Origin of the sequence: Streptomyces sp. NBC_00239 (genome assembly GCF_036194065.1) — a bacterium.
Classification (GTDB): domain Bacteria; phylum Actinomycetota; class Actinomycetes; order Streptomycetales; family Streptomycetaceae; genus Streptomyces.
The window spans coordinates 623463-642144 of sequence record NZ_CP108095.1 but is presented as its reverse complement, the minus strand read 5'-3'; the positions used below and the strand labels follow the sequence as shown (position 1 = coordinate 642144).

Annotated in this window: 17 protein-coding genes; 10 read left to right on the top strand and 7 right to left on the bottom strand. The window is 72.5% G+C overall.

Annotation, left to right across the window (positions count from 1 at the left end; genetic code table 11):
- Positions 1-51: 51 nt before the first annotated feature.
- From OG764_RS02915 to OG764_RS02895, 5 genes are all read right to left on the bottom strand, one after another.
- A complete protein-coding gene (locus OG764_RS02915) occupies positions 52-672 on the bottom strand; it encodes a hypothetical protein (protein ID WP_328966780.1) in 621 nt (206 codons plus the stop codon).
- Between the two features lie 116 nt (positions 673-788).
- Positions 789-1571 (bottom strand): cytochrome c biogenesis CcdA family protein, encoded by a 783-nt coding sequence (locus OG764_RS02910; RefSeq protein WP_328966779.1) that lies wholly within the window; start codon positions 1569-1571, stop codon positions 789-791.
- Positions 1568-2218 (bottom strand): TlpA family protein disulfide reductase, encoded by a 651-nt coding sequence (locus tag OG764_RS02905; RefSeq protein ID WP_328966778.1) that lies wholly within the window; start codon positions 2216-2218, stop codon positions 1568-1570. Before OG764_RS02905 ends, OG764_RS02910 begins: the two co-directional genes overlap by 4 nt.
- On the bottom strand, positions 2218-3045 hold the full coding sequence (locus OG764_RS02900; protein WP_328966777.1) for a thioredoxin family protein: 828 nt from the start codon (positions 3043-3045) through the stop codon (positions 2218-2220). The genes OG764_RS02905 and OG764_RS02900 overlap by 1 nt, the downstream gene beginning before the upstream one ends.
- A gap of 338 nt (positions 3046-3383) precedes the next feature.
- Positions 3384-3941, bottom strand: a complete 558-nt coding sequence (locus OG764_RS02895) for a hypothetical protein (RefSeq protein WP_328966776.1) — start codon at positions 3939-3941, stop codon at positions 3384-3386.
- A gap of 483 nt (positions 3942-4424) precedes the next feature.
- On the opposite strand from OG764_RS02895, the gene OG764_RS02890 reads away from it, so the two are divergent.
- Positions 4425-5231 carry a CAP domain-containing protein gene (locus OG764_RS02890; RefSeq protein WP_328966775.1) on the top strand — a complete coding sequence of 269 codons (807 nt, stop codon included), beginning with the start codon at positions 4425-4427 and terminating at the stop codon, positions 5229-5231.
- 126 nt (positions 5232-5357) lie between these two features.
- Complete coding sequence (locus OG764_RS02885; RefSeq protein ID WP_328966774.1) at positions 5358-6062, top strand: response regulator transcription factor; 705 nt, start codon at positions 5358-5360, stop codon at positions 6060-6062.
- Between the two features lie 84 nt (positions 6063-6146).
- Here the strand turns inward: OG764_RS02885 and OG764_RS02880 are convergent, their stop codons facing one another.
- Positions 6147-8486: a M9 family metallopeptidase gene (locus tag OG764_RS02880; RefSeq protein ID WP_328966773.1), complete on the bottom strand. Its 2340-nt coding sequence runs from the start codon at positions 8484-8486 to the stop codon at positions 6147-6149.
- A gap of 308 nt (positions 8487-8794) precedes the next feature.
- Here OG764_RS02880 and OG764_RS02875 point away from each other — a divergent pair, with 308 nt between their 5' ends.
- The gene (locus tag OG764_RS02875) at positions 8795-9286 is read left to right on the top strand and encodes a carboxymuconolactone decarboxylase family protein (protein WP_328966772.1); all 492 of its coding nucleotides are present in this window, start codon (positions 8795-8797) and stop codon (positions 9284-9286) included.
- A gap of 45 nt (positions 9287-9331) precedes the next feature.
- Here OG764_RS02875 and OG764_RS02870 read toward each other — a convergent pair whose 3' ends face one another.
- Positions 9332-9880, bottom strand: a complete 549-nt coding sequence (locus OG764_RS02870) for a GNAT family N-acetyltransferase (protein WP_328966771.1) — start codon at positions 9878-9880, stop codon at positions 9332-9334.
- Between the two features lie 163 nt (positions 9881-10043).
- Between OG764_RS02870 and OG764_RS02865 the strand changes: the two genes are divergently transcribed.
- From OG764_RS02865 to OG764_RS02835, 7 genes are all read left to right on the top strand, one after another.
- On the top strand, positions 10044-10352 hold the full coding sequence (locus OG764_RS02865) for a hypothetical protein (RefSeq protein ID WP_328966770.1): 309 nt from the start codon (positions 10044-10046) through the stop codon (positions 10350-10352).
- A gap of 52 nt (positions 10353-10404) precedes the next feature.
- Positions 10405-11049 (top strand): dihydrofolate reductase family protein, encoded by a 645-nt coding sequence (locus OG764_RS02860; protein WP_328966769.1) that lies wholly within the window; start codon positions 10405-10407, stop codon positions 11047-11049.
- A 265-nt stretch (positions 11050-11314) separates the two neighbouring features.
- The gene (lpdA, locus tag OG764_RS02855; RefSeq protein ID WP_328966768.1) at positions 11315-12718 is read left to right on the top strand and encodes a dihydrolipoyl dehydrogenase; all 1404 of its coding nucleotides are present in this window, start codon (positions 11315-11317) and stop codon (positions 12716-12718) included.
- An 85-nt stretch (positions 12719-12803) separates the two neighbouring features.
- A complete protein-coding gene (locus tag OG764_RS02850) occupies positions 12804-13160 on the top strand; it encodes a phosphotransferase family protein (protein WP_328966767.1) in 357 nt (118 codons plus the stop codon).
- A 183-nt stretch (positions 13161-13343) separates the two neighbouring features.
- Positions 13344-14600 carry an MFS transporter gene (locus OG764_RS02845; protein WP_328966766.1) on the top strand — a complete coding sequence of 419 codons (1257 nt, stop codon included), beginning with the start codon at positions 13344-13346 and terminating at the stop codon, positions 14598-14600.
- Positions 14597-16468, top strand: a complete 1872-nt coding sequence (locus OG764_RS02840) for a S9 family peptidase (RefSeq protein ID WP_328966765.1) — start codon at positions 14597-14599, stop codon at positions 16466-16468. Before OG764_RS02845 ends, OG764_RS02840 begins: the two co-directional genes overlap by 4 nt.
- Positions 16469-16775: 307 nt before the next feature.
- Positions 16776-18677 carry a RiPP maturation radical SAM C-methyltransferase gene (locus OG764_RS02835; RefSeq protein WP_328966764.1) on the top strand — a complete coding sequence of 634 codons (1902 nt, stop codon included), beginning with the start codon at positions 16776-16778 and terminating at the stop codon, positions 18675-18677.
- The last annotated feature ends 5 nt before the right edge of the window (positions 18678-18682 follow it).

The following is an 18682-nucleotide window of genomic DNA, read 5'->3' as shown; positions in this document are numbered from 1 at the left end:
CGGCCGCCACCGTCCGGCCGCCGCCACCGTCCGGCCGTGGGCGACGAACCGTCAGCCGGTGGTGAAGGACAGGTGGTCCGCGGTGGTGTGGACGGTCACGACCCGGTCGGCCACGGGGATCGTACACCCCTCCGTCGCACTACAGCTCGCATAGCTGACCAGCAGTTCCGCCCGGCCCGACGCGGTCGCCCGGACCGGCAGCGTGGCCGTCACGGGTCCGTCGGGATACACCGGCACGGCGCCGTTCACACCGGGCACCTTGATCGTCTTGACGGGTGCGTCCACGGTCAGCTTCCCCGCGGCGGCGACGGAGTCAGCGGGGCGGACCCGGGTGGGGCGGCCCACCCCCTCGACGCCCTGGGCGGGGAGATCGGTGGGGTACAGGTGGAAGCCGGCCTCGTCGGGAGTGAAGGTGGCGACCACGGTGCCCGCCGAGGACTCCCAGTCGGAGACGGTCAGCCGGACGGTGACACCGTTCTCGTTGAACTGCGTGACCGCGGCGGCGCGCTGCGGCTCCGGATCCGGCTCCTCCCCGCAGCCGGTGACCGCGGTGACCGCCAGCAGCGCGGCCGCGGCCCAGGCCCGGCGGGTCCGGGCGGCCCGGGCGGTCCGGCGTCTGCTCGTGCGGCCGACCGCGGCGGCCGGGAGCCCCTCGGGTGCGTGTCGTCTCATGGTGTGCTGTCGTCCTTCTTTCGTACGGTGTGATGCTCGGGTGGTGCGCGGGCGCGGGGGCGCCGTTCCTTGGCGAGCGGTCGGCGGCGCCGGGTTCACAGCGCTCGGCTCACGGCTCACAGCGCCGGGCCCGTGTCGGCGAGCCGCAGCTGGAGGGCGTACACCAGGTCGGACCACAGTCCGGTCGCCAGCAGGATCCCCACCAGCACCAGCAGGGCGCCGCCGGCCCGCATGACGGCGCGGTGGTGGCTGCGGACCCAGCGGAACGCGCCCAGCGCCCGCCGGAACGCGAGGGCGGTGAGCAGGAACGGAGCACCGAGCCCGACGCAGTAGCAGACCATCAGCAGGGCGCCCCGTCCGGCGCTCGCCTCGTTCCAGGCCAGCGCCTGCACGGCGGCCAGGGTCGGCCCGATGCACGGGGTCCAGCCCACGCCGAACACGAGGCCCAGCAGCGGGGCGCCCAGCAGCCCGAAGGCGGGCCGGTGCCGGCTGCGCAGCTCACGCTGGGTGAAGCCGGGCAGCCACCCCGCGAAGGCCAGGCCCATGGCCACGGTGAACAGCCCGAGCACCAGCGAGATCGTGTCCTGGTGGGCGATCAGGTTCCGTCCGACGTACCCGAACAGGGCGCCGCCGGACACCAGGACGGTGCTGAAGCCGAGGACGAACAGCGCGGCCCCGGCGAGCATCCGGCCCCGGCGCCCGCCCCCGGCCCCGGCGAGGTCGGCCACCGACAGGCTGGTGACGTAGCTGAGGTAGCCCGGCACCAGGGGCAGGACGCACGGAGAGAGGAACGACACCAGGCCCGCGGCCACGGCCACCGGCACGGCCAGCAGCAGGGTGCCCGACACGGCGCCGGAGTCCAGGCCCGCCGCGAGGGCCGGCCACGCGTGGCCGGTCATGTCCGCTCCCCGGCGACACGGGCCACCAGCGGCTCCAGCTGCGCCCGGGTGACCGGGCCGGAGAGGGCCGCGGCGATCCGGCCCCGCCGGTCCACGACCAGGGTCGAGGGGATGGCCTGCGGGTTGAGCAGCGCCGGCGGGTAGGCCAGGAGCAGTTTCCCGGCGGGGTCGTGGATGCTCGCGTAGTGCAGGCCGTACGTCTTCTCGAACTGCCGGGCGGGCCCGGTCGAGCGGTCGCGGACGTTGATGCCCAGCACCCGGACGCCGCGCGGTGCGAGGGCGCCGCGCAGCGCCTCCAGCTCCCGGGCCTCGGCCCGGCAGGGGGCGCACCAGGAGCCCCACACGTTGAGCACCACGACCTTGCCGCGGTACGCGTCGAGCCCGAGCTCCCGGCCGGAGAGGTCCCGGCCCGCGGTGCGGGGGGCCGCCGGGCGCTGCGCTGCCGGGACGACGCTGGGGCTCGAGCCCGAGCCGTCGCCCGGACGGGGGTCGGCTTCGGTCCCGGCCGTCGCGGCCCCGGTGGTTGCAGCCCCGGTGGTTGCGCCGCAGCCCACGGCCGCCAGGGACAGGAGGAGCAGGGCGGCCGCGGCCGGTCCGCGGCGCCTCCGGTGGTGCGCCCCGCGGTGCGCCCGGTGGTGCGCGGCCATCAGGCCCACTGCCGCAGGAACGCGCCCAGGCCGTCGGCGGTGAGGCTGGGGTTGCCGGTCGAATGCGTCTCGGTCAGGACCCTGCCGTTGCCGTCCAGGACGACCAGCACCGGCATCTTGTACGCGCCTTCGCCGGAGCAGTAGCCGCGCAGCAGGTCGAAGTTGTCGGAGTTCTGGCTGCCGATGTCGACCTTGACCACGTGGTAGGAGGCGTCGAGCTGCTTGCCCACCGCGCTGCTGCCGAAGACCTTGTCCGCGGCCTTGCAGTTGCCGCACCAGTTGGCGCCGAAGTCGATGAGCACCTTCTTCCCGTCGGCCTTGGCCGCGGCGACGGCCGCCTTGACGGCCTGCCGGGCGCCGCCGGACGGGTATCCGGTGGTGAAGCCCGAGTCGCCGGACCCCGAACCGCCGCCGGTCTTCGTGGGGGTGACGACCGGCTTCGTGGTCGGTTCGGCGGGGCGCGGTGCCGCCTCGGGCTCGGAGGTGTCCTTGCCGCCGGTCGCGGGAGCCGTGGAGGCGGCCGGCCGGGCCGCGGGTACGGCGGCCTCCACCGCTGCGGAAGCAGACGCGGAGGGCGTGGCGGACGCGGACGCAGGGGCGGAGGCCGACGCGGAGGCGCGGCCGGCCGTGGGAAGGGCGGCGGCCCCGGTCCGGGCGGCGGCCGCGTCCGGGGCCGTGGCGGCGGAAAGGCTCTGCGCGTCCTCGCCCTTCGCGTCGGAGCCGCCGCAGGCCGTGGCCAGGGCAGCGGTCGCGACGGTGAGGGAGACGGCCGAGAAACGGACGAGGCCCGATATGCGGGAGGTGCGTGCGCGCCGGTGTGCGGCCATGGCGAATCAACCCCTTGAGTCGGTACGGGATCTCCGCGGCCTGGAGACGGCCGGTGCGGAGCGGGCCGGAACGCCCTTCCGGCGGCATGCCCGCCGGAGGGAGAGATCCGTTCTGACCGAGCGTGAGCCTAGGGGCCGTCAGGGCCCCCGGAGCCGTCCTGACGGGTCCCCTCAGGGACGCTTAAGGAACTGCTCAGGTTGGCGGCCGTCAGGGATCGCCGTGCAGGTCGTGCGGGGTGGGGGCGGGGCGGGGACCGGGCGGAAGGGGCCGGTTCGGAAGGGCTCGCGGCGGCCGGGCTTCTCCGGAGGAGGAGCGCAGGGGGTGTGCCCGGAACGGCTCACACTCGGGTTTCGCGGACGCTGGCCCTCGCCGTCGGCACGACGGTCGCCGTGATCTGCGAGCGGTGGTCGTCGCTGGTGAAGACGACCACCAGGGTGTCCGGACCGGTCTGCTGCGTACCGGTCCGGAATCCCGGGGCGGGTACCGCGGAGACGAAGCACACGCGGGTCCGCCCGTACTGGACGGTGACCTTCCCGCCCTGCGACGGGACGGTGTGCAGTCCCGGACCGCCGCTGCACTGCGGCGACGGCCGGGGCGCGGGCGTGGTGGCGGCCGGCAGCCGGCTGGGCGTGGGCGAAGGCGTCCGCGGAGCCGGGGACGCCTGCACCGAAGGGCGGGCGGGGGACGCGGTCGGCGTCCGCGGCGGGTCCGCCACGGCCGAGGCCGGGGCTCCCACGAGCACCGACGGGGAGGGGTACACCGCCTGGACCGACCGCGCGGAGGGCGGTGTCGGGCGGGTCAGGCCGATCACGAAGTACACGGTGAGCATGACCGCGGTGACGCTGGCCGTGGTGCACGACAGCCATATGAGGAGGTAGCGCGTGAGGCGGGGCACGGCATCAGTGTGTCCGACGGCCGACGGGCCCACCGCGCTGGCCCCCCACGGCCTCTCGCCCTGCCCGGGGCCGCCCGAGTCGGGCCGGCCGCCGGCGGCCGGAGCGCGGCCCGCGGCCGGGTGGGGGCCGAGCCGGCGGGCCGTGGTCATCCGCCGTCGCGGTGTGAGCTTCGGCACGGAAGCGGTGCCTCCGCCCGGCCGGGAGCGGGGGACCGGGCGACTGCGCCGGGACGGCACGAGCGGTGCCCCGAGGGAGACCTGAAGGGGTTTCGGCAACCCGAGGAGCGCCTCGCCACCTCCTGTGCGGTTCCCGCGGCCGGTGTTCCGGCGCCCGTGGCCCGCCTACGATCCGGTCGTGACGGGCGGCGGGCCGCATTCCGCCGCGCTCCTGCCGGGGTGCTGCTCGTCCGCCAGGGTGCTGCGCTCCTCCCGGGGGTGCGTGCCCGCCCGCGCCCGACCCTGCCCACCCCTGGAGGTTCCGAGATGAGTCCCCGTGTCGCCGCCCGCAGCCGAGGCGGGCACCGTGCTCCCCGGCCCCCGCGCGTCAAGGTGGCCGTGGCGGCCGCGGGAGTCCTCGCTCTCGCTGCGGCCTTCGTGGCGGGCGCCGAGCTGACCGGCTCCCCGGCCGGCACGGCAGGTACCACCGTCGCCCTCGACGGCGGTACGCCGAGCGCGACCGCCCTCGCCGCCTCGTCCTCCGCTCCCGCTCCCGCACCGGCGACGTCCGCTCCGGCCGCCCCGACGGCCTCCGCCACCCCCACGCCGTCGGCCACGAAGCCCCCGTCCACCCCCGCGAAGACTCCGAAGGCCACCCCGTCCCGCGCCGCCAGGCCGTCGCCGGCCGCCGCAGCCAGGTCCGCCACCAGGAGGCCGGCGGCGCCGAAGCCCGCCGCCCCGCGGCCCGCGGGAGGCGGCCAGGCCCAGGAGGTCGTCCGCCTGGTGAACGTCGAGCGTGCGGCGGCGGGCTGCAGCGCCCTCACCGTGGACTCGGACCTGACCGAAGCCGCCCAGCGCTACAGCGACACCATGGCCGCCACCGGGAACTTCTCCCACACCGGCGCGGACGGCTCCCAGCCGCGGGACCGCATCGAGGCGGCCGGATACGACTGGTCCGGGTACGGCGAGAACATAGCGATGGGCCAGGCCGACGCGGCCGCGGTGGTCGACGCCTGGATGGACAGCCCCGGCCACCGCGAGAACATCCTCAACTGCCGCTTCACCGAGATCGGCGTCGGCGTCAGCACCGCCGGCGGCCCCTGGTGGACCCAGGACTTCGGCACGCCTGCCTGATCCGAAGCGGCCTGCGCGCGGCTGCCGCCACCCCGTTGACCTGTTGTTTCCCGTAGCCGGGCGCCCCGCGGCGCACCCGGGAACGTACCGGCCGGGCCGTGGCAGGGCGACTGTAGGGTGTCCGCCATGCCGTGCGTACTCGTGGTCGAAGACGACCCCAGCATCCGTGCCTCCCTCATGGACATCCTCTCGGAGCACGGCCACACGGTGCGCAGCACGGGAGACGGATTCGGGGCCCTGCGCGAGGTGACTCAGGGCGCGCTGGACGCCGTCGTGCTCGACCTCGGCCTGCCCGACCTGGACGGGGGAGACGCCCTCCGCATGATCCGGGGCATATCGAACGTGCCGGTGGTGGTGGCCACCGCCCGCGACGACGAGAACGAGATCGTCAAACTGCTGAACGCGGGCGCCGACGACTACCTGGTCAAACCGTTCTCCGGGGCCCAGCTCGTCGCCCGCCTCGCGGCGGTCCTCCGACGCACCGCCCCCTGCCCGGCCGCCGGACAGGCCGCGGCCGCCGACCCGATGCGCCCGGTCACGGTCGGGGAGCTCACCGTGGACCCGCTGGCCCGCTCGGCCCACCTGGCGGGTCGTGAACTGCCCCTCACCCGGCGGGAGTTCGACCTCCTGGCCTTCCTGGCCCGGCACGCCGGCACGGTGGTGTCCCGGCGCCGGCTGCTCGCCGACGTGTGGCGGGAGGCCTACATCGAGGACCAGACCATCGACGTGCACGTCTCCGCGCTGCGCCGCAAACTCGGCGAACGGGCCTCCGCGCCGCGCTACCTGCGCACCGTGCGGGGCGTCGGCATCAAGCTGGTGGCGCCGCACTGACGACGGACGGCGGCCCCTGCCATCCGTGATCGGATGGCGGGGACCGCCGTACCGCCGTCGTGGGTCAGGCCCCGGCGGGCCGGCTCACTTGGACTGCGTGGAGACGCTCACGCCGCTGAAGTCCTGCGCGGCGGCGAGGCTGAAGTAGACCCAGCCGGACGGCGGGTCGGCGATCGTCAGGGTCTCGCCGTTGCCGGCGTTGGTGGACTTCGCCCGGTAGTTGCCGGTGGTGGCCCAGCTGCCGCCGCCGTAGTACAGGTCGGCGTTGCCGGTGCCGCCGCTGCTGGTGATGGTCAGCTCCTTGAGCCCGGCCGGCAGGTACACGAAGTGGTAGCTGTAGTTGCCGGCGGCGGCCGCGAGGTTGTCCCGGCGGCAGTTCTTGTCGAACTGGCGGGGGTCGCTGATGGTGCACAGCGGGGTGGACGGGGCCTCCGGCAGGGGTCCGCAGTCGTCGGTCGCGCAGGCGGTCGTCAGCCAGGTGGCGAAGCCGGCGTCGTAGCCGGTGCCGATGGTCTGCTTCAGGAAGGTGCGGGCACCGTTCCAGTCACCGGAGCGGTACTTGCCGAGGACGGTCTGGACGTCGGCGGGGTGCGCCTGGAGCATGTAGCGGACCGCGAGGAAGCCCCAGCGGTAGACCCGGCTCGAGTTGACCTCGGGGTCCTCGTCCTGGCCGTACACGGTGTCGAACAGCTCGCTGAGCCTGTACGTCTTCTTGTCGGCCTCGGCGATCGCGTCGGCGTTGCGCTGGTTGCGGTAGCCGAACGAGATGTTCTCGGCGATGCCCTCGACCCACCAGATGGTCGGCGTGGTCAGGCTCGCGTCGAAGTCGCCGTACATGTTGTAGCGGCCGTCGAGGTAGTGGGTGTACTCGTGGTTGAGGTTCCAGATCTGGAAGTCCGGGCGCAGCCAGTGGGCCTCGTGGGCGATGAAGCGGGCCTGGTTGCCGGCGGCGGCCGGGTTGCCCTCCTCGTACATGCCGCCGTTGTCGACGTCGATGTTGTAGATGGCCCAGGCGTACAGCGAGTACTGGGTGTAGTCGTCGAAGACGACGACCTCCAGGTTGGTGTTCACGTCACCGGGGATCGCGCCCTTGTCGCCGATGACCCGGTGGAAGTAGGCGTCCTGGTTGACCAGGCTGGTGCAGGTGCCGGCCAGCTGTCCGGGGGACATGTCCTGGGCGCGGATCTTCAGGTCCGGGGTGCACGTGTGCTGGATCGGCAGGATCGCCGGGAGCACGCGGTCGCCCAGGTCGCAGATGGCGTAGGCCGCGCAGTTGTTCCTGTCGTACTGGCGCGTGTACCAGCCCAGGTTCATGGTGATCGGCGCGGTGGGGCCGACGTTCGGGTAGCGGTTGATCAGGTCCTTCAGCAGCGGCCGGACCCGGTCCTTGAGCTCGGGGACGTCGAGGGCGTAGCCGAGGAAGCGGCCGACGTTGCTGACCACGTCAAGGCGGTTCAGCTGCGCGCTGTTGCGGGTGATGAAGCCGGCCCAGGTGGTGAGGATGGCGGGGTCGGCCTTGAGGGCGGCCCGCCAGCCGCGGTCGTCGTTCTTGGCCTTGAAGCCGTTCTCGACGACCCACTCGACGTGCTGCATGGCGAGGTTCATCTGGGCGGGCCAGGTGCCGTCGTAGCTGCCGAGCATCCACTTGACGACGCCGGCGTACCGGCCGGCCGCGTGGGTGCTGTCGATCAGCGTGACGACCTCGTTGAGGATCTCGCCGTTGGCGTCGGTGACGTCCTTGCTGCGCGGGGAGGCGAAGAAGGCGTCCAGCGCGCCGCGGGCCGCGCCGTCCAGCGCGGTGCCGTAGTCGCCGACGACGTCCGCGTTGTTGTCCTGCACGTAGTAGCCGGCGCGCAGGAACAGCACCAGCTGCCCGATGGCGGCGCTGTTGCCGCCCGAGTAGGTGGCGGAGGCGTCGCGCAGCGCGTTGGCGACGGTCACCATCTGGGGTTCGCGGAAGGCCTTGCGGGCGTTGTCACCGGTGAGGTTGAACAGCGGGTACGTACAGGTGATCCGGGGGAGGGCCTTGAGCTGCTGGACCAGTGCGCTGCCCGAGGCGTTGATCACGCCGGAGAGGTCGCCGCACTCGTCGGCGGCGGCCGCCGTGGACTGCTTGGAGCCCTTGGTGGGCTTGACGGGCTTGACGGCGGGGGCGGGCGCCGGGGCGGACTCCTCGGCACTGTCCTGCGAGGAGATCCGGAAACGGGAGCCGTTGCTCATCGCATCGGGCGACTTGGGGACCGGGATCGACCGCGGCGCCGAGGCCGCGGCTGCTCGTGCGTTCGAGCCCGCCGGGGCAGGGGCCGTGGCGCCGGCGGAGGCGGCCTGGCTCGGTGGCGTGAACAGGCCGAGCGTGATGAAGACGGCCGCGCCGAGCGCCGGAAGTCTCTGCGCGTTGGCCTTCGATATCCGGAACGGATGCATCTGTGGGGGCCTCCGGGGCCGTTGTGCCGCGTGCTGGGGACACGAAGCGTTGACGTGTGACATGTAAAATTTCACATGTCGCAGCATGCTGGAAGTCTTTCGGCCACATTTCCGGCCCACTGAAGCTGAAACGTTGTCAACTTCCGGCCCGGGGCGTGCTGCTGAGGCCCGCGGCCGGCCTCGACGCCGCCATCGCACTCCCCTGAACGACGCGGAAAAAGAGTCTCCGCGTGCCGTCACACTCTCCGCGCCCGGTCCGTCAGTGCTGTGAAGGCGCCGATCAGGCCGACCGAAGGAGAGCAGCAGCCATGACGCACAGCACCCCCATCTCGCGGATGCCGAACCCGGGCGAGTTCGTTCCGGAGCTGAACGACATCAGCGCGGCGCTCTTCCGCGCCACCGGGAACCGTTCCGTGCCGCGCGCCACGATGAGCCTGGTGCACCTGCGTGCCGGGCAGATCGTCGGCAACACCTACCTGACCGTTCTCAACACCGCTTTCCTGCGCAAGGCGGGGGAGTCCGAGGAGCGCATCACCGCGGTCTCCTCCTGGCAGGACGCCCCGTACTTCACCGACGCCGAACGCGCCGCGCTCGCCCTGGTGGAGGCGACCCTCCAGCCGGCCCCGCACGGCCGGGAGCGGGTCGGGGACGAGCTGTACGCGGAGGTGGCGAAGCACTACGACGACAAGGCGCTCGCCACCCTCACGATCGCGATCGGCCAGATCAACTTCTTCATCGCGGTGGCCGTCATCGGCAAGCCCCAGCCGGTCACCTCCCTCGCCGACGAGCAGTGGGACTGACCCGACATCCGCCTGCGGCCCGCCCGCCCGAACCGATCCGGGGGCTCAACCGGACGGCGTGCCGGCGGGCCGCACGCCGAACCACTGCTCGGCGCCGTACTCCTCGAACCGCTCCACCTCGGTGAACCCCAGCTTCACCGCGAGGCGCATCGAGCGGTCGTTGGCCGTCTGGGTGCAGAGCACCACCGGCTCGCCGGGCAGCGCGGCGGCGCACCAGTCGAGCGCCGCCGCGCACGCTTCGGCGGCGTACCCGCGTCCCCACGCGTGCGGCAGGAGCATGTAGCCGAGTTCGACCTCCCCCACATCCGGAAGGACGTGCCCCGGACGCTCCGCGTCGCGCCGATCGAGCGAGACCGTGCCGATCATCGCTCCGTCGAGATCGATCACGAAGACGCCGGGGCGCCGGCCGGGCACCTCGGGCACCGCGCGTTCGAGTTCGGCACGAGGCCGAGGGCCTCCGAGGTACGTGTGCACGTCCGGCGAGGAGAACAGCTCGATGAACGCCGCGCGGTCCCGGGCCTCGGACTCGCGGAGCACGAGCCGTTCGGTCCTTATCGGGGCAGTCGGCCAGGTGACGTGTCCGAGTTCAGTCATGGCTGCAACCTATCGGGTGCCCGTTCGCAGCCGGCCGTCTGCCAGGCTCGCGGAATCGTCGCGACGACGGCGTGTGAGCCCGGGGTGGCGGGCGCGGCGGTGTTTGCTGGCGGCAGGAGGCCGGCCCGCGCCGTGGGCCGCCCGCGCCAGGAGGAGCCGGCACATGAAGTTCGCGCAGATCATCGATTTCGAGACCGAGCGCATCGACGAGGTGCGCGAGCTTCTGCGCGCGTACGAGGAGCAGGCCCGCTCGCAGGGCCGGACGGGTGCCCCCGCCGCCCGTTCCCTGCTCAAGGACCGGGCCAACCCCAACCGCTACCTGGCCGTGGTCGAGTTCGACTCGTACGAGACGGCCATGGCCAACAGCGACGCGCCCGAGACCGGCGAACTGGCCCGGCAGCTCTCGGCGCTCATGACCCGGCCGACGGTCTACACCGACTGCGACATCCAGGACCAGGAGCGCCTCGGCTGACCCGCGCCGGGCCGGACGAACCGGGGGACCACCCACTCATGAGGAGTATGCCTTGGGCATGATCCACATCGAGCTGTTCGCCACCCTCGACCTCGTCGGGCAGGCGCCCGGCGGCCCCGACGAGGACCCGGCGGGTTTCCCGTTCGGCGGCTGGCAGGCGCCCCTGCTGGACGAGGCGGCAGGGGAGCAGATCGGCGCCGCGTACGAGGGCACGGACGCCCTCCTCCTGGGCCGGCGGACGTACGACATCTTCGCCGCCTACTGGCCGCACCAGGAGGGCGGCGAGGACAACGAGATCGCCACGCTCTTCAACGGCGTCCCGAAGTACGTGGCCTCCCGCGGCACGCCCGACCTCTCGTGGGCCGGGTCCACGCACCTCGGCCCGGATCTGGCGCGCGCGGTGCGCGAGGTCCGTGACCGGCACGAGCACGTGAAGGTCGTCGGGAGTCTGAACCTGGTGCAGAGCCTCCTGCGCGAGAAGCTCTTCGACCGCCTCGACCTCTGGGTGTACCCGATCGTGCTCGGCACCGGGAAGAAGGTGTTCGACCAGGGCGCGGTTCCCACGAACCTCACGCTCCTCGAACCGCCGGCGGCCGGCCCGAAGGGCGCGGTGTACCTGCGCTACGGGCTCGCCGACGGCACGCCCGCGACCGGGGACATGAGCGCGCCCGATCGCGGTACCGGGCGCGCGGACTGAAGCGCGCCCCGAGACGCCGGGGCCGTCCGGCCCCGCGCAAGACGTGCGGGGGGCCGATGTCGCGCACGGTGGCGTGCGCGACATCGGCCCACCCCGCCCCGCCCCTCGCTCGAACGGGACGGAGGGGCCTTCGGCGCGTCCGAACACCTGTGGCACGGCCTGGACACGGGAGATTACGCTCGCACTCGTTCACCGCAGCGGCACGTCGGGACGGGTGCCGAACGCCCTGCCCAGCCGCTCGCCGCTCCCACGCTAAGGAAGTCGCATGTCCAAGCATTTCGACGTCGTCGTACTCGGAGCCGGCCCCGGCGGCTACGTCGCCGCCATCCGCGCCGCCCAACTGGGCAAGCAGGTCGCGGTGGTCGAGGAGAAGTACTGGGGCGGCGTCTGCCTGAACGTCGGCTGCATCCCGACCAAGGCGCTGCTGCGCAACGCCGAGCTCGCGCACATCTTCCAGCACGAGGCCAAGACCTTCGGCATCAAGGTCGACGGCACCGTCTCCTTCGACTACGGCGAGGCGTACCGGCGCAGCCGCACGGTGGCGGACGGCCGGGTCAAGGGCGTCCACTACCTGATGAAGAAGAACGGGATCACCGAGTTCGACGGCCGGGGCAACTTCGTCGACGCGCACACCCTCCAGGTGAACCTGGCCGACGGCACCTCGGAGGCGATCACCTTCGACCACTGCATCATCGCCACCGGGGCCACCCCGCGTCTGCTGCCCGGCACCGCACGCAGCGAGCGCGTCGTGACGTACGAGGAGCAGATCCTCGCCGAGGACGTGCCGCAGTCGATCGTGATCGCCGGCGCCGGAGCCATCGGCATCGAGTTCGCGTACGTGCTGCACAACTACGGGGTGAAGGTCACCATCGTCGAGTTCCTGGACCGCGTCGCCCCCCTGGAGGACGAGGACGTCTCCAAGGAACTCGCCAAGCAGTACCGCAAGCTCGGCATCGACGTGCTCACCTCCACCCGCGTCGAGTCGATCGACGAGTCCGGCCCGCAGGTCCGTGTCACCGTCACCGGCGCGGACGGCGTACAGAAGGTCCTGGAGGCCGACAAGGTCCTGCAGGCCATCGGCTTCGCACCGAACGTCGCCGGCTACGGCCTGGAGAACACCGGGGTCGCTCTCACCGAGCGGGGTGCGATCGACGTCGACGGTCGCTGCCGCACCTCCGTGCCGCACATCCACGCCATCGGCGACGTCACGGCGAAGCTGATGCTCGCCCACACCGCCGAGGCCATGGGCGTCATCGCCGCCGAGACCATCGCCGGCGCCGAGACGATGGAACTCGACTACCCGATGATCCCGCGCGCCACCTACTGCCAGCCGCAGATCGCGAGCTTCGGCTGGACCGAGAAGCAGGCCCGCGAGAAGGGCTTCGACGTCAAGGTCGCGAAGTTCCCGTTCACCGCGAACGGCAAGGCGCACGGCCTCGGCGACCCCACCGGCTTCGTGAAGATCATCGCCGATGCGAAGTACGGCGAGATCATCGGCGCCCACCTCATCGGCCCGGACGTGACCGAGCTGCTGCCCGAACTGACCCTGGCCCAGCAGTGGGACCTCACGGTCCACGAGGTGGCCCGCAACGTCCACGCGCACCCCACACTGGGCGAGGCCGTGAAGGAAGCGATCCACGGCATCGCCGGACACATGATCAATTTCTGATTCCCTTCCCGAACCCCGCTCTTCCGGGGCCGGCCGCGCTCCCGCCGCACGGTGCGAGCGCAACCGGCCGGCCCCGCTTCGCCCGGTGGTCAGTGGGAGCGGAGCCGGAAGGAGAGCCAGGTGGCAGCGCCTGCTGCACCTCGACCTGCACCCGGAGAACGTCATCCTCACGGACCGCGGTCCGAGGGCCATCGACTGGACCACCGCCCGCGTCGGCCGCCCCGAGGTCGATGTGGCCATGACCTTCGTCATCCTCCGCGGCATCGTGCTGCGACCGCACGAGCGGCTGCTGATCCGGGGCTTCCTGCGGGCCGTGGCCCGCTCCTGCGGGACCGACCCGCGCACGGGCATGCCGGTCGCCACCGAGCGGCGGCTGGGGGATCCCCACCTCACTGAAACCGAGGCCGGCCTGGTCCGCGGTCCGCAGCGCCGCTACGCCTGAGCCGGTTGCGCGGGCGCCCTCAAAAAAACCCATTCCTTGATCAGGAACCCCATTCGAACGTGGGTGTTGTGACGGGTGTACGTGTTCGCTACGATCGCAACCCTCAACAACCGTAAGTCCGCCTATTACAGGGGGCATTGTGGGTGCGTTCGCGTCGGCAATTCCCTCCGGGCGGGATAGTTGATGGGCGAGGCCGAGGAGAAGTTAAGACCCTCCGGCCCTGAATTATCGAAAGCACCGCCCTCGTCTCCGTTCCGAATACGTGATTTCTCGCTCTTCTGGGCGGCGGGCGCCGTCGACGGTCTCGGCACCTGCGCGTCCTCCCTCTTTCTTCCGCTGATCCTGCTGGGCGCCGGACATTCGGCCGGGCTCGCCGGACTCGTCGCGTCGGTCGCACTGGTCAGCGGACTGGTGGTCTCACCGGTCGCGGGCGTGTTCGCCGACCGGTGGCCGCGCAAGCCGATGATGTACACGGCGGCCCTGGTCGCGGCGGGCGCCATGGGATCGGTGTTCGCGGCCGTGGCCCTCGGTCACGTCGTCCTCGTCCACGTGCTGGCCGCGGCCGTGGTCGAGCAGGCGGCAAGCGCCGCCTACGGCGCGGCGGCCTCCGGGACCATCCGGCGGCTGGTGCCGCCCGACGGGTACGCCCGGGCGATCGGATATCTACAGGCCCGCGACCAGGCGGTGCAGATCGTCGGGCCGACCCTGGGCGGCGTGCTGTACCAGCTGGCGCGGTGGGTGCCACTGCTCGCGGACGCGGCCTCGTTCCTGCTGGTGGCGGTGTTGACCAAGGCGATCCGCGCGGACCTGACACCCGAACGGGAGGGTCCGGCCGCCTCCTTCACCCGTGACCTCGCCGAAGGGCTGCGCTTCGTGTGCGCCGAGCCCTTCCTGCGCTTCGTGGTGGTGTGGACCGCAGGGATCAACGCACTGCTCGGCGCGCTGTACTTCCACGCGGTGTTCGCCTCCCACGCGCAGGGCGCCAGCCCCTCCTCGATCGGGCTCATCCTCACCCTGGCGGGCGTCGGGGGCCTGCTGGGCTCGCTCGCCGCGCCGTGGCTCGTACGGCGGGTGCCGGCCGCGCGGATCGTGACGGCCGCCTCGTGGGCCATGGTGCCGACGGCGGCCGGGCTCGCGTTCGCGTCCCGCACGTGGGTGTACGGGCTGCTGCTGAGCGGGGTGTCGCTGATCGTGCCGTCTGTGGTGGTGGTGCTGCAGACCCGGGCGGTGCTGGTCACCCCCGACCGGCTGCTGGCCCGGATGGGGACGGTACTGGGCACCGCCGGCCAGGGCGTCGCGGTGCTCGCGCCGGTGGCGGCAGGCGTGCTGGTCGCGGCGTACGGGGGCCGTACGGTGGCGTTGGGCTGTGCGGGCGCGTTCGCCGGCCTCGCGCTGTACGCGACCGTCCGGGCCGGGCTCGTGGTCCGGGAGGCGCCGTGACCCCGGCCCCGCCGAAGGCGGCCCCGCGCACCTACGGCGTCTACCGGCCGGTGCTGCCGGTGACCAGCCCCCGCAACCCGGACCGGATGGTCTACACCGGGGACGCGGAGGGCCGCTGCGAGATCTTCACGTGGGACCGCTCCACCGGCACCGGACGGCAGTTGACGGACCGCCCGCACGGCACCCTGCTGTGCGCCATCGACGCCGACGACGCCGTCTGGTGGTTCGACGAGGACCGCGGCGGCAGTGGCGCCTGGCGCACCCAGCCCTTCGACGGCGGCCCGGACCGTCCGGCGCTCGCCGGCCTGCCGTACGGGCGGCCCGCCGGACTGGCGCTGACGGACGGCGGCCCGGTGGCCGTCGGCATCCGCAGCCCGGAGGGACTCAGCGTCCACATGGGACGGCGCGGCGGCACCGGCACACCCGTCTTCCACACGACGGATTCCGGCACGCTGTGCGACCTGGCGCCGGACGGCGGGCTGCTGGCGGTGTCCGGACCCGCGCACTCCGCCCGCGCCGTCACCCTGCTGGCCCCGGACGGAACCACCGTCGCGGTGCTCTCCGGCACCACGGAACGCACCTGGGCCCTCGGCTTCGCGCCCGGGCACGCGCCGCTGCCCGCAGGGTCGTTGCCCGCCGCGTCCTCACCCGGTCCGGCGGCGTCCCCCGCTCCGGCGCCCGGCAGCACCCTCCTGCTGGTGATGCGCGAGCGGGCCGGCCGCTACCACCTCGGCACCTGGGCCCCCGGCCGCGGACTGGAGCTGCTGCCCTGGTGCTCGTTCGACACCGAGACGACCGCCCGCTGGTACCCCGGCGCGGGCGGCCCGCGGGTCCTGCTCCGGCAGGACCGGCACGGCCGCAGCCGGCTGTTCACCGCCGACCTCGACCGCCGCGAGCTGACCCCGGTGCCCACCCCGGAGGGCAGCATCCTGGACGCCTCACCGGCCGCCGACGGCGACGTGCACTTCATCTGGACCGACGCGGTGAACGTGCCGCGCGCGCTGTCCCTGTCGGGCGGGCAGCTGCCCGGGCAGAGCCAGTGGCGCCTGCCCCGGTTCGGCCACCGCCAGGACCTGTGGACGCCCGGGCCCGACGGACCGGTGCACACCTTCGTCACCACACCCGCCGACCGTCCCGCCCCGCACCCGCTGGTCTTCCTCGTCCACGGCGGCCCGGCCGACCACGACCGCGACGCCTACGACCCCATGGTGCAGGCCCTCGTCGGTTCGGGTTACGCCGTGGCCCGCGTCAACTACCGGGGCTCGACCGGCTACGGGCCGCGCTGGCGCGCCGCCTTCTCCGAGGGCGTCGGCCACACCCAGGTCGCCGACCTGGCACGGGCCCGGGCCGAACTCCTGGAACGGGGCATCGGCCGCGAGGGCGCCGTCGGCCTGTGCGGCACGTCGTGGGGCGGCTACCTGACGCTGCTGGCCATGGGAACCCGCCCCGACCTGTGGAACGCAGGGGTGGCCGTCAAGCCGCTCGCCGACTGCGTCACGGCCTTCCGGCACTCCACGCCCGCCCTCCAGGCGCTGGACACCGCACTGTTCGGCGGCACACCGGACGAGGTGCCCGAGGCCTACGCGCACGCCTCCCCGTCCACGTACGCGGCCGCCATCCGCTCCCCGCTGCTGGTCGTCGCCGCGCGGCGGGACGCCAAGTGCCCGCCCGAACAGGTCGAGGCGTACCTGGACGTGCTGCGCGCGGGCGGTGTGGCCCACGAGCTGATGTGGCTGGACTCGGGCCACGACGGCTACGACGGGGCCGACCACATGGCCGTGATCCGGCGGTCCCTCAGATTTCTCGGCCGCGGGCTGCCTCCGGCGCCCGCGCAGGCCGAGCCGTCCCCGCAGCCGGAGAGGAGGTGAACAACATGCAGAAGGACATCATCCACGGCGACCCGCTCGAGGGCGACGAGGAGAGCCGCAAGCCGGGCGTCGGCGTCGTCATCTACCTCCGTTCCACGGAAGAGATGGAGGACGAGGACAAGTAGTGCCAAGGGGCCGGCCCCGCACCTCGTGCGTGACCGGCCCCGATCACACCGGCCGACCGCACCCGGCCGGAAGCCCGACACCCGGCCGCCCGCCAGCCGTCCGGCAGACGCCCGACTGCCGTCCGGCACATGACCGGCTCCGTGCATTGACGACGCATTGATCACATGAGAAGAGGCCAGCCGTGCGCGTACTCCTGGTGAACATGCCCTGGGCCCCGATCGACCTTCCGTCGCTGGCTCTCGGAATTCTCAAGCGCAGTGTCGACGAACGCGTCCCGGACGCCACAGCGGACGTTCTCCACGCCAATATCGAATACGTGGACTGGATCACCAAGAACACGGAATTCACCCTGGAGGACTACTCCTACTACGCGCTCGGCTCATATTTCCTGGGATGCGGCGACTGGGTGTTCTCCTCCGCCCTTTACGACGACCCCCAGTGGCGGGTTCCCGAGTTCACCGAAGCGATGAAAAGCCAGGTGCGCGGGGAACGGATGGAGATGACGAAGGCGCTGCACGTGACCGCGCCCGATTTCGTCCGGCACATCGCCGAGCGCATCGTCGAACTCGCCCCGGACGTGGTCGGCTTCACCTCGACCTTCCAGCAGAACACCGCCGCCCTGGCCGCCGCCAAGTACGTCAAGCGCCTCGCCCCGCACATCGCGACGGCCATGGGCGGCGCCAACTGCGACGGCAAGCAGGGCGAAGCCGTCCACCGCAACTTCCCCTTCGTCGACTACGTCCTGCGCGGCGAGGGCGAGGTGTCGTTCCCTGCGCTGCTCAGCGCACTGGACGCCGGCGAGGCGCTGTCCGACGTACCCGGGCTGTGCTGGCGCGGCGCGGACGGCGCCTCCGTGGTCAACGCCATGAGCACCAAGCCGCTGCCGCCCGCCTCGATCCTGCCGCCGGACTACTCCGGGTACTTCGAGCGGCTCGCCGCCTCCCACGCGCGGAACTGGGTCGAGCCCAAGCTGGTCGTCGAGGGCGCGCGCGGCTGCTGGTGGGGCGAGAAGCACCACTGCACCTTCTGCGGGCTGAACGGCTCGTTCATGGAGTTCCGCAGCAAGAGCCCGGACGTGTTCTACGACGAGATCATCGAACTGGCCCGCAAGCACCGGATCCTGGACATGTACGTCGTCGACAACATCCTGGACATGGGGTACGTGAACACGGTGCTCCCGCGCATCATCGACAGCGGGTTCGACCTGCGGATGCACATCGAGATCAAGTCCAACATGCGCCGGGGACAGCTCCAGACCCTCGCCGATGCCGGCCTGATCTTCGTCCAGCCCGGCATCGAGAACCTCAACAGCCGGGTGCTGACCCTGATGGACAAGGGTGTGACCGGCGGCCAGAACGTCCGCATGCTCCGCGACGCCGCCACCGTCGGCCTCTCGGTGGCCTGGAACTACCTGCACGGCTTCCCCGGCGAGGACGCCGAGGACTACGACGACGTGGTGGCCCAACTGGCCGCCCTGGAACACCTCAACCCGCCCGTCGGCGCGTCCTCCCGGATCGCGATCGAGCGGTTCAGCCCGTACTTCAACAAGCCCGAGCTCGGCTTCTCCGAGCTGCGCCCCGCCCAGCCGTACCGGCTCACCTACGACCTTCCCGAGGCCGAGATGTTCGACCTCGCCTACGTCTTCGACGTGCCGCCGCGCGGGATCGGCGAGGACGTCGTCAAGCGCCTCGACCGGGGCCTCTCGCGCTGGAAGCGGAACTACCCCGGCAGCCGCCTCACACACTGCGACCTGGAGGACCGGATCGTCCTGGTCAGCAAGCGCCGGGCCTTCGACTGGACGTACCTGGAACTGACCGACCCGTTCGAACTGGCCCTGTTCCGGCTGCTCGACCAGCCGCACACCGTGAAGGCGGCCACCCGCAAGCTGGGCGGGGACCACCAGGTGGGCGAGGAGGCCCTGCGGGAGGTCCTCAAGCGGTGGCGGGAGCTCGGGCTGGTCTTCGAGGACAGCGGGCAGTTCGTGCAGATCGCGCCGCCCGCGCTCAACGAGGAGTTCCTGCGGATCGACTTCATGCGGCACACCTCTGCCCGCGACACCGAACTCGCCGCGACGACGGCCTGACGACC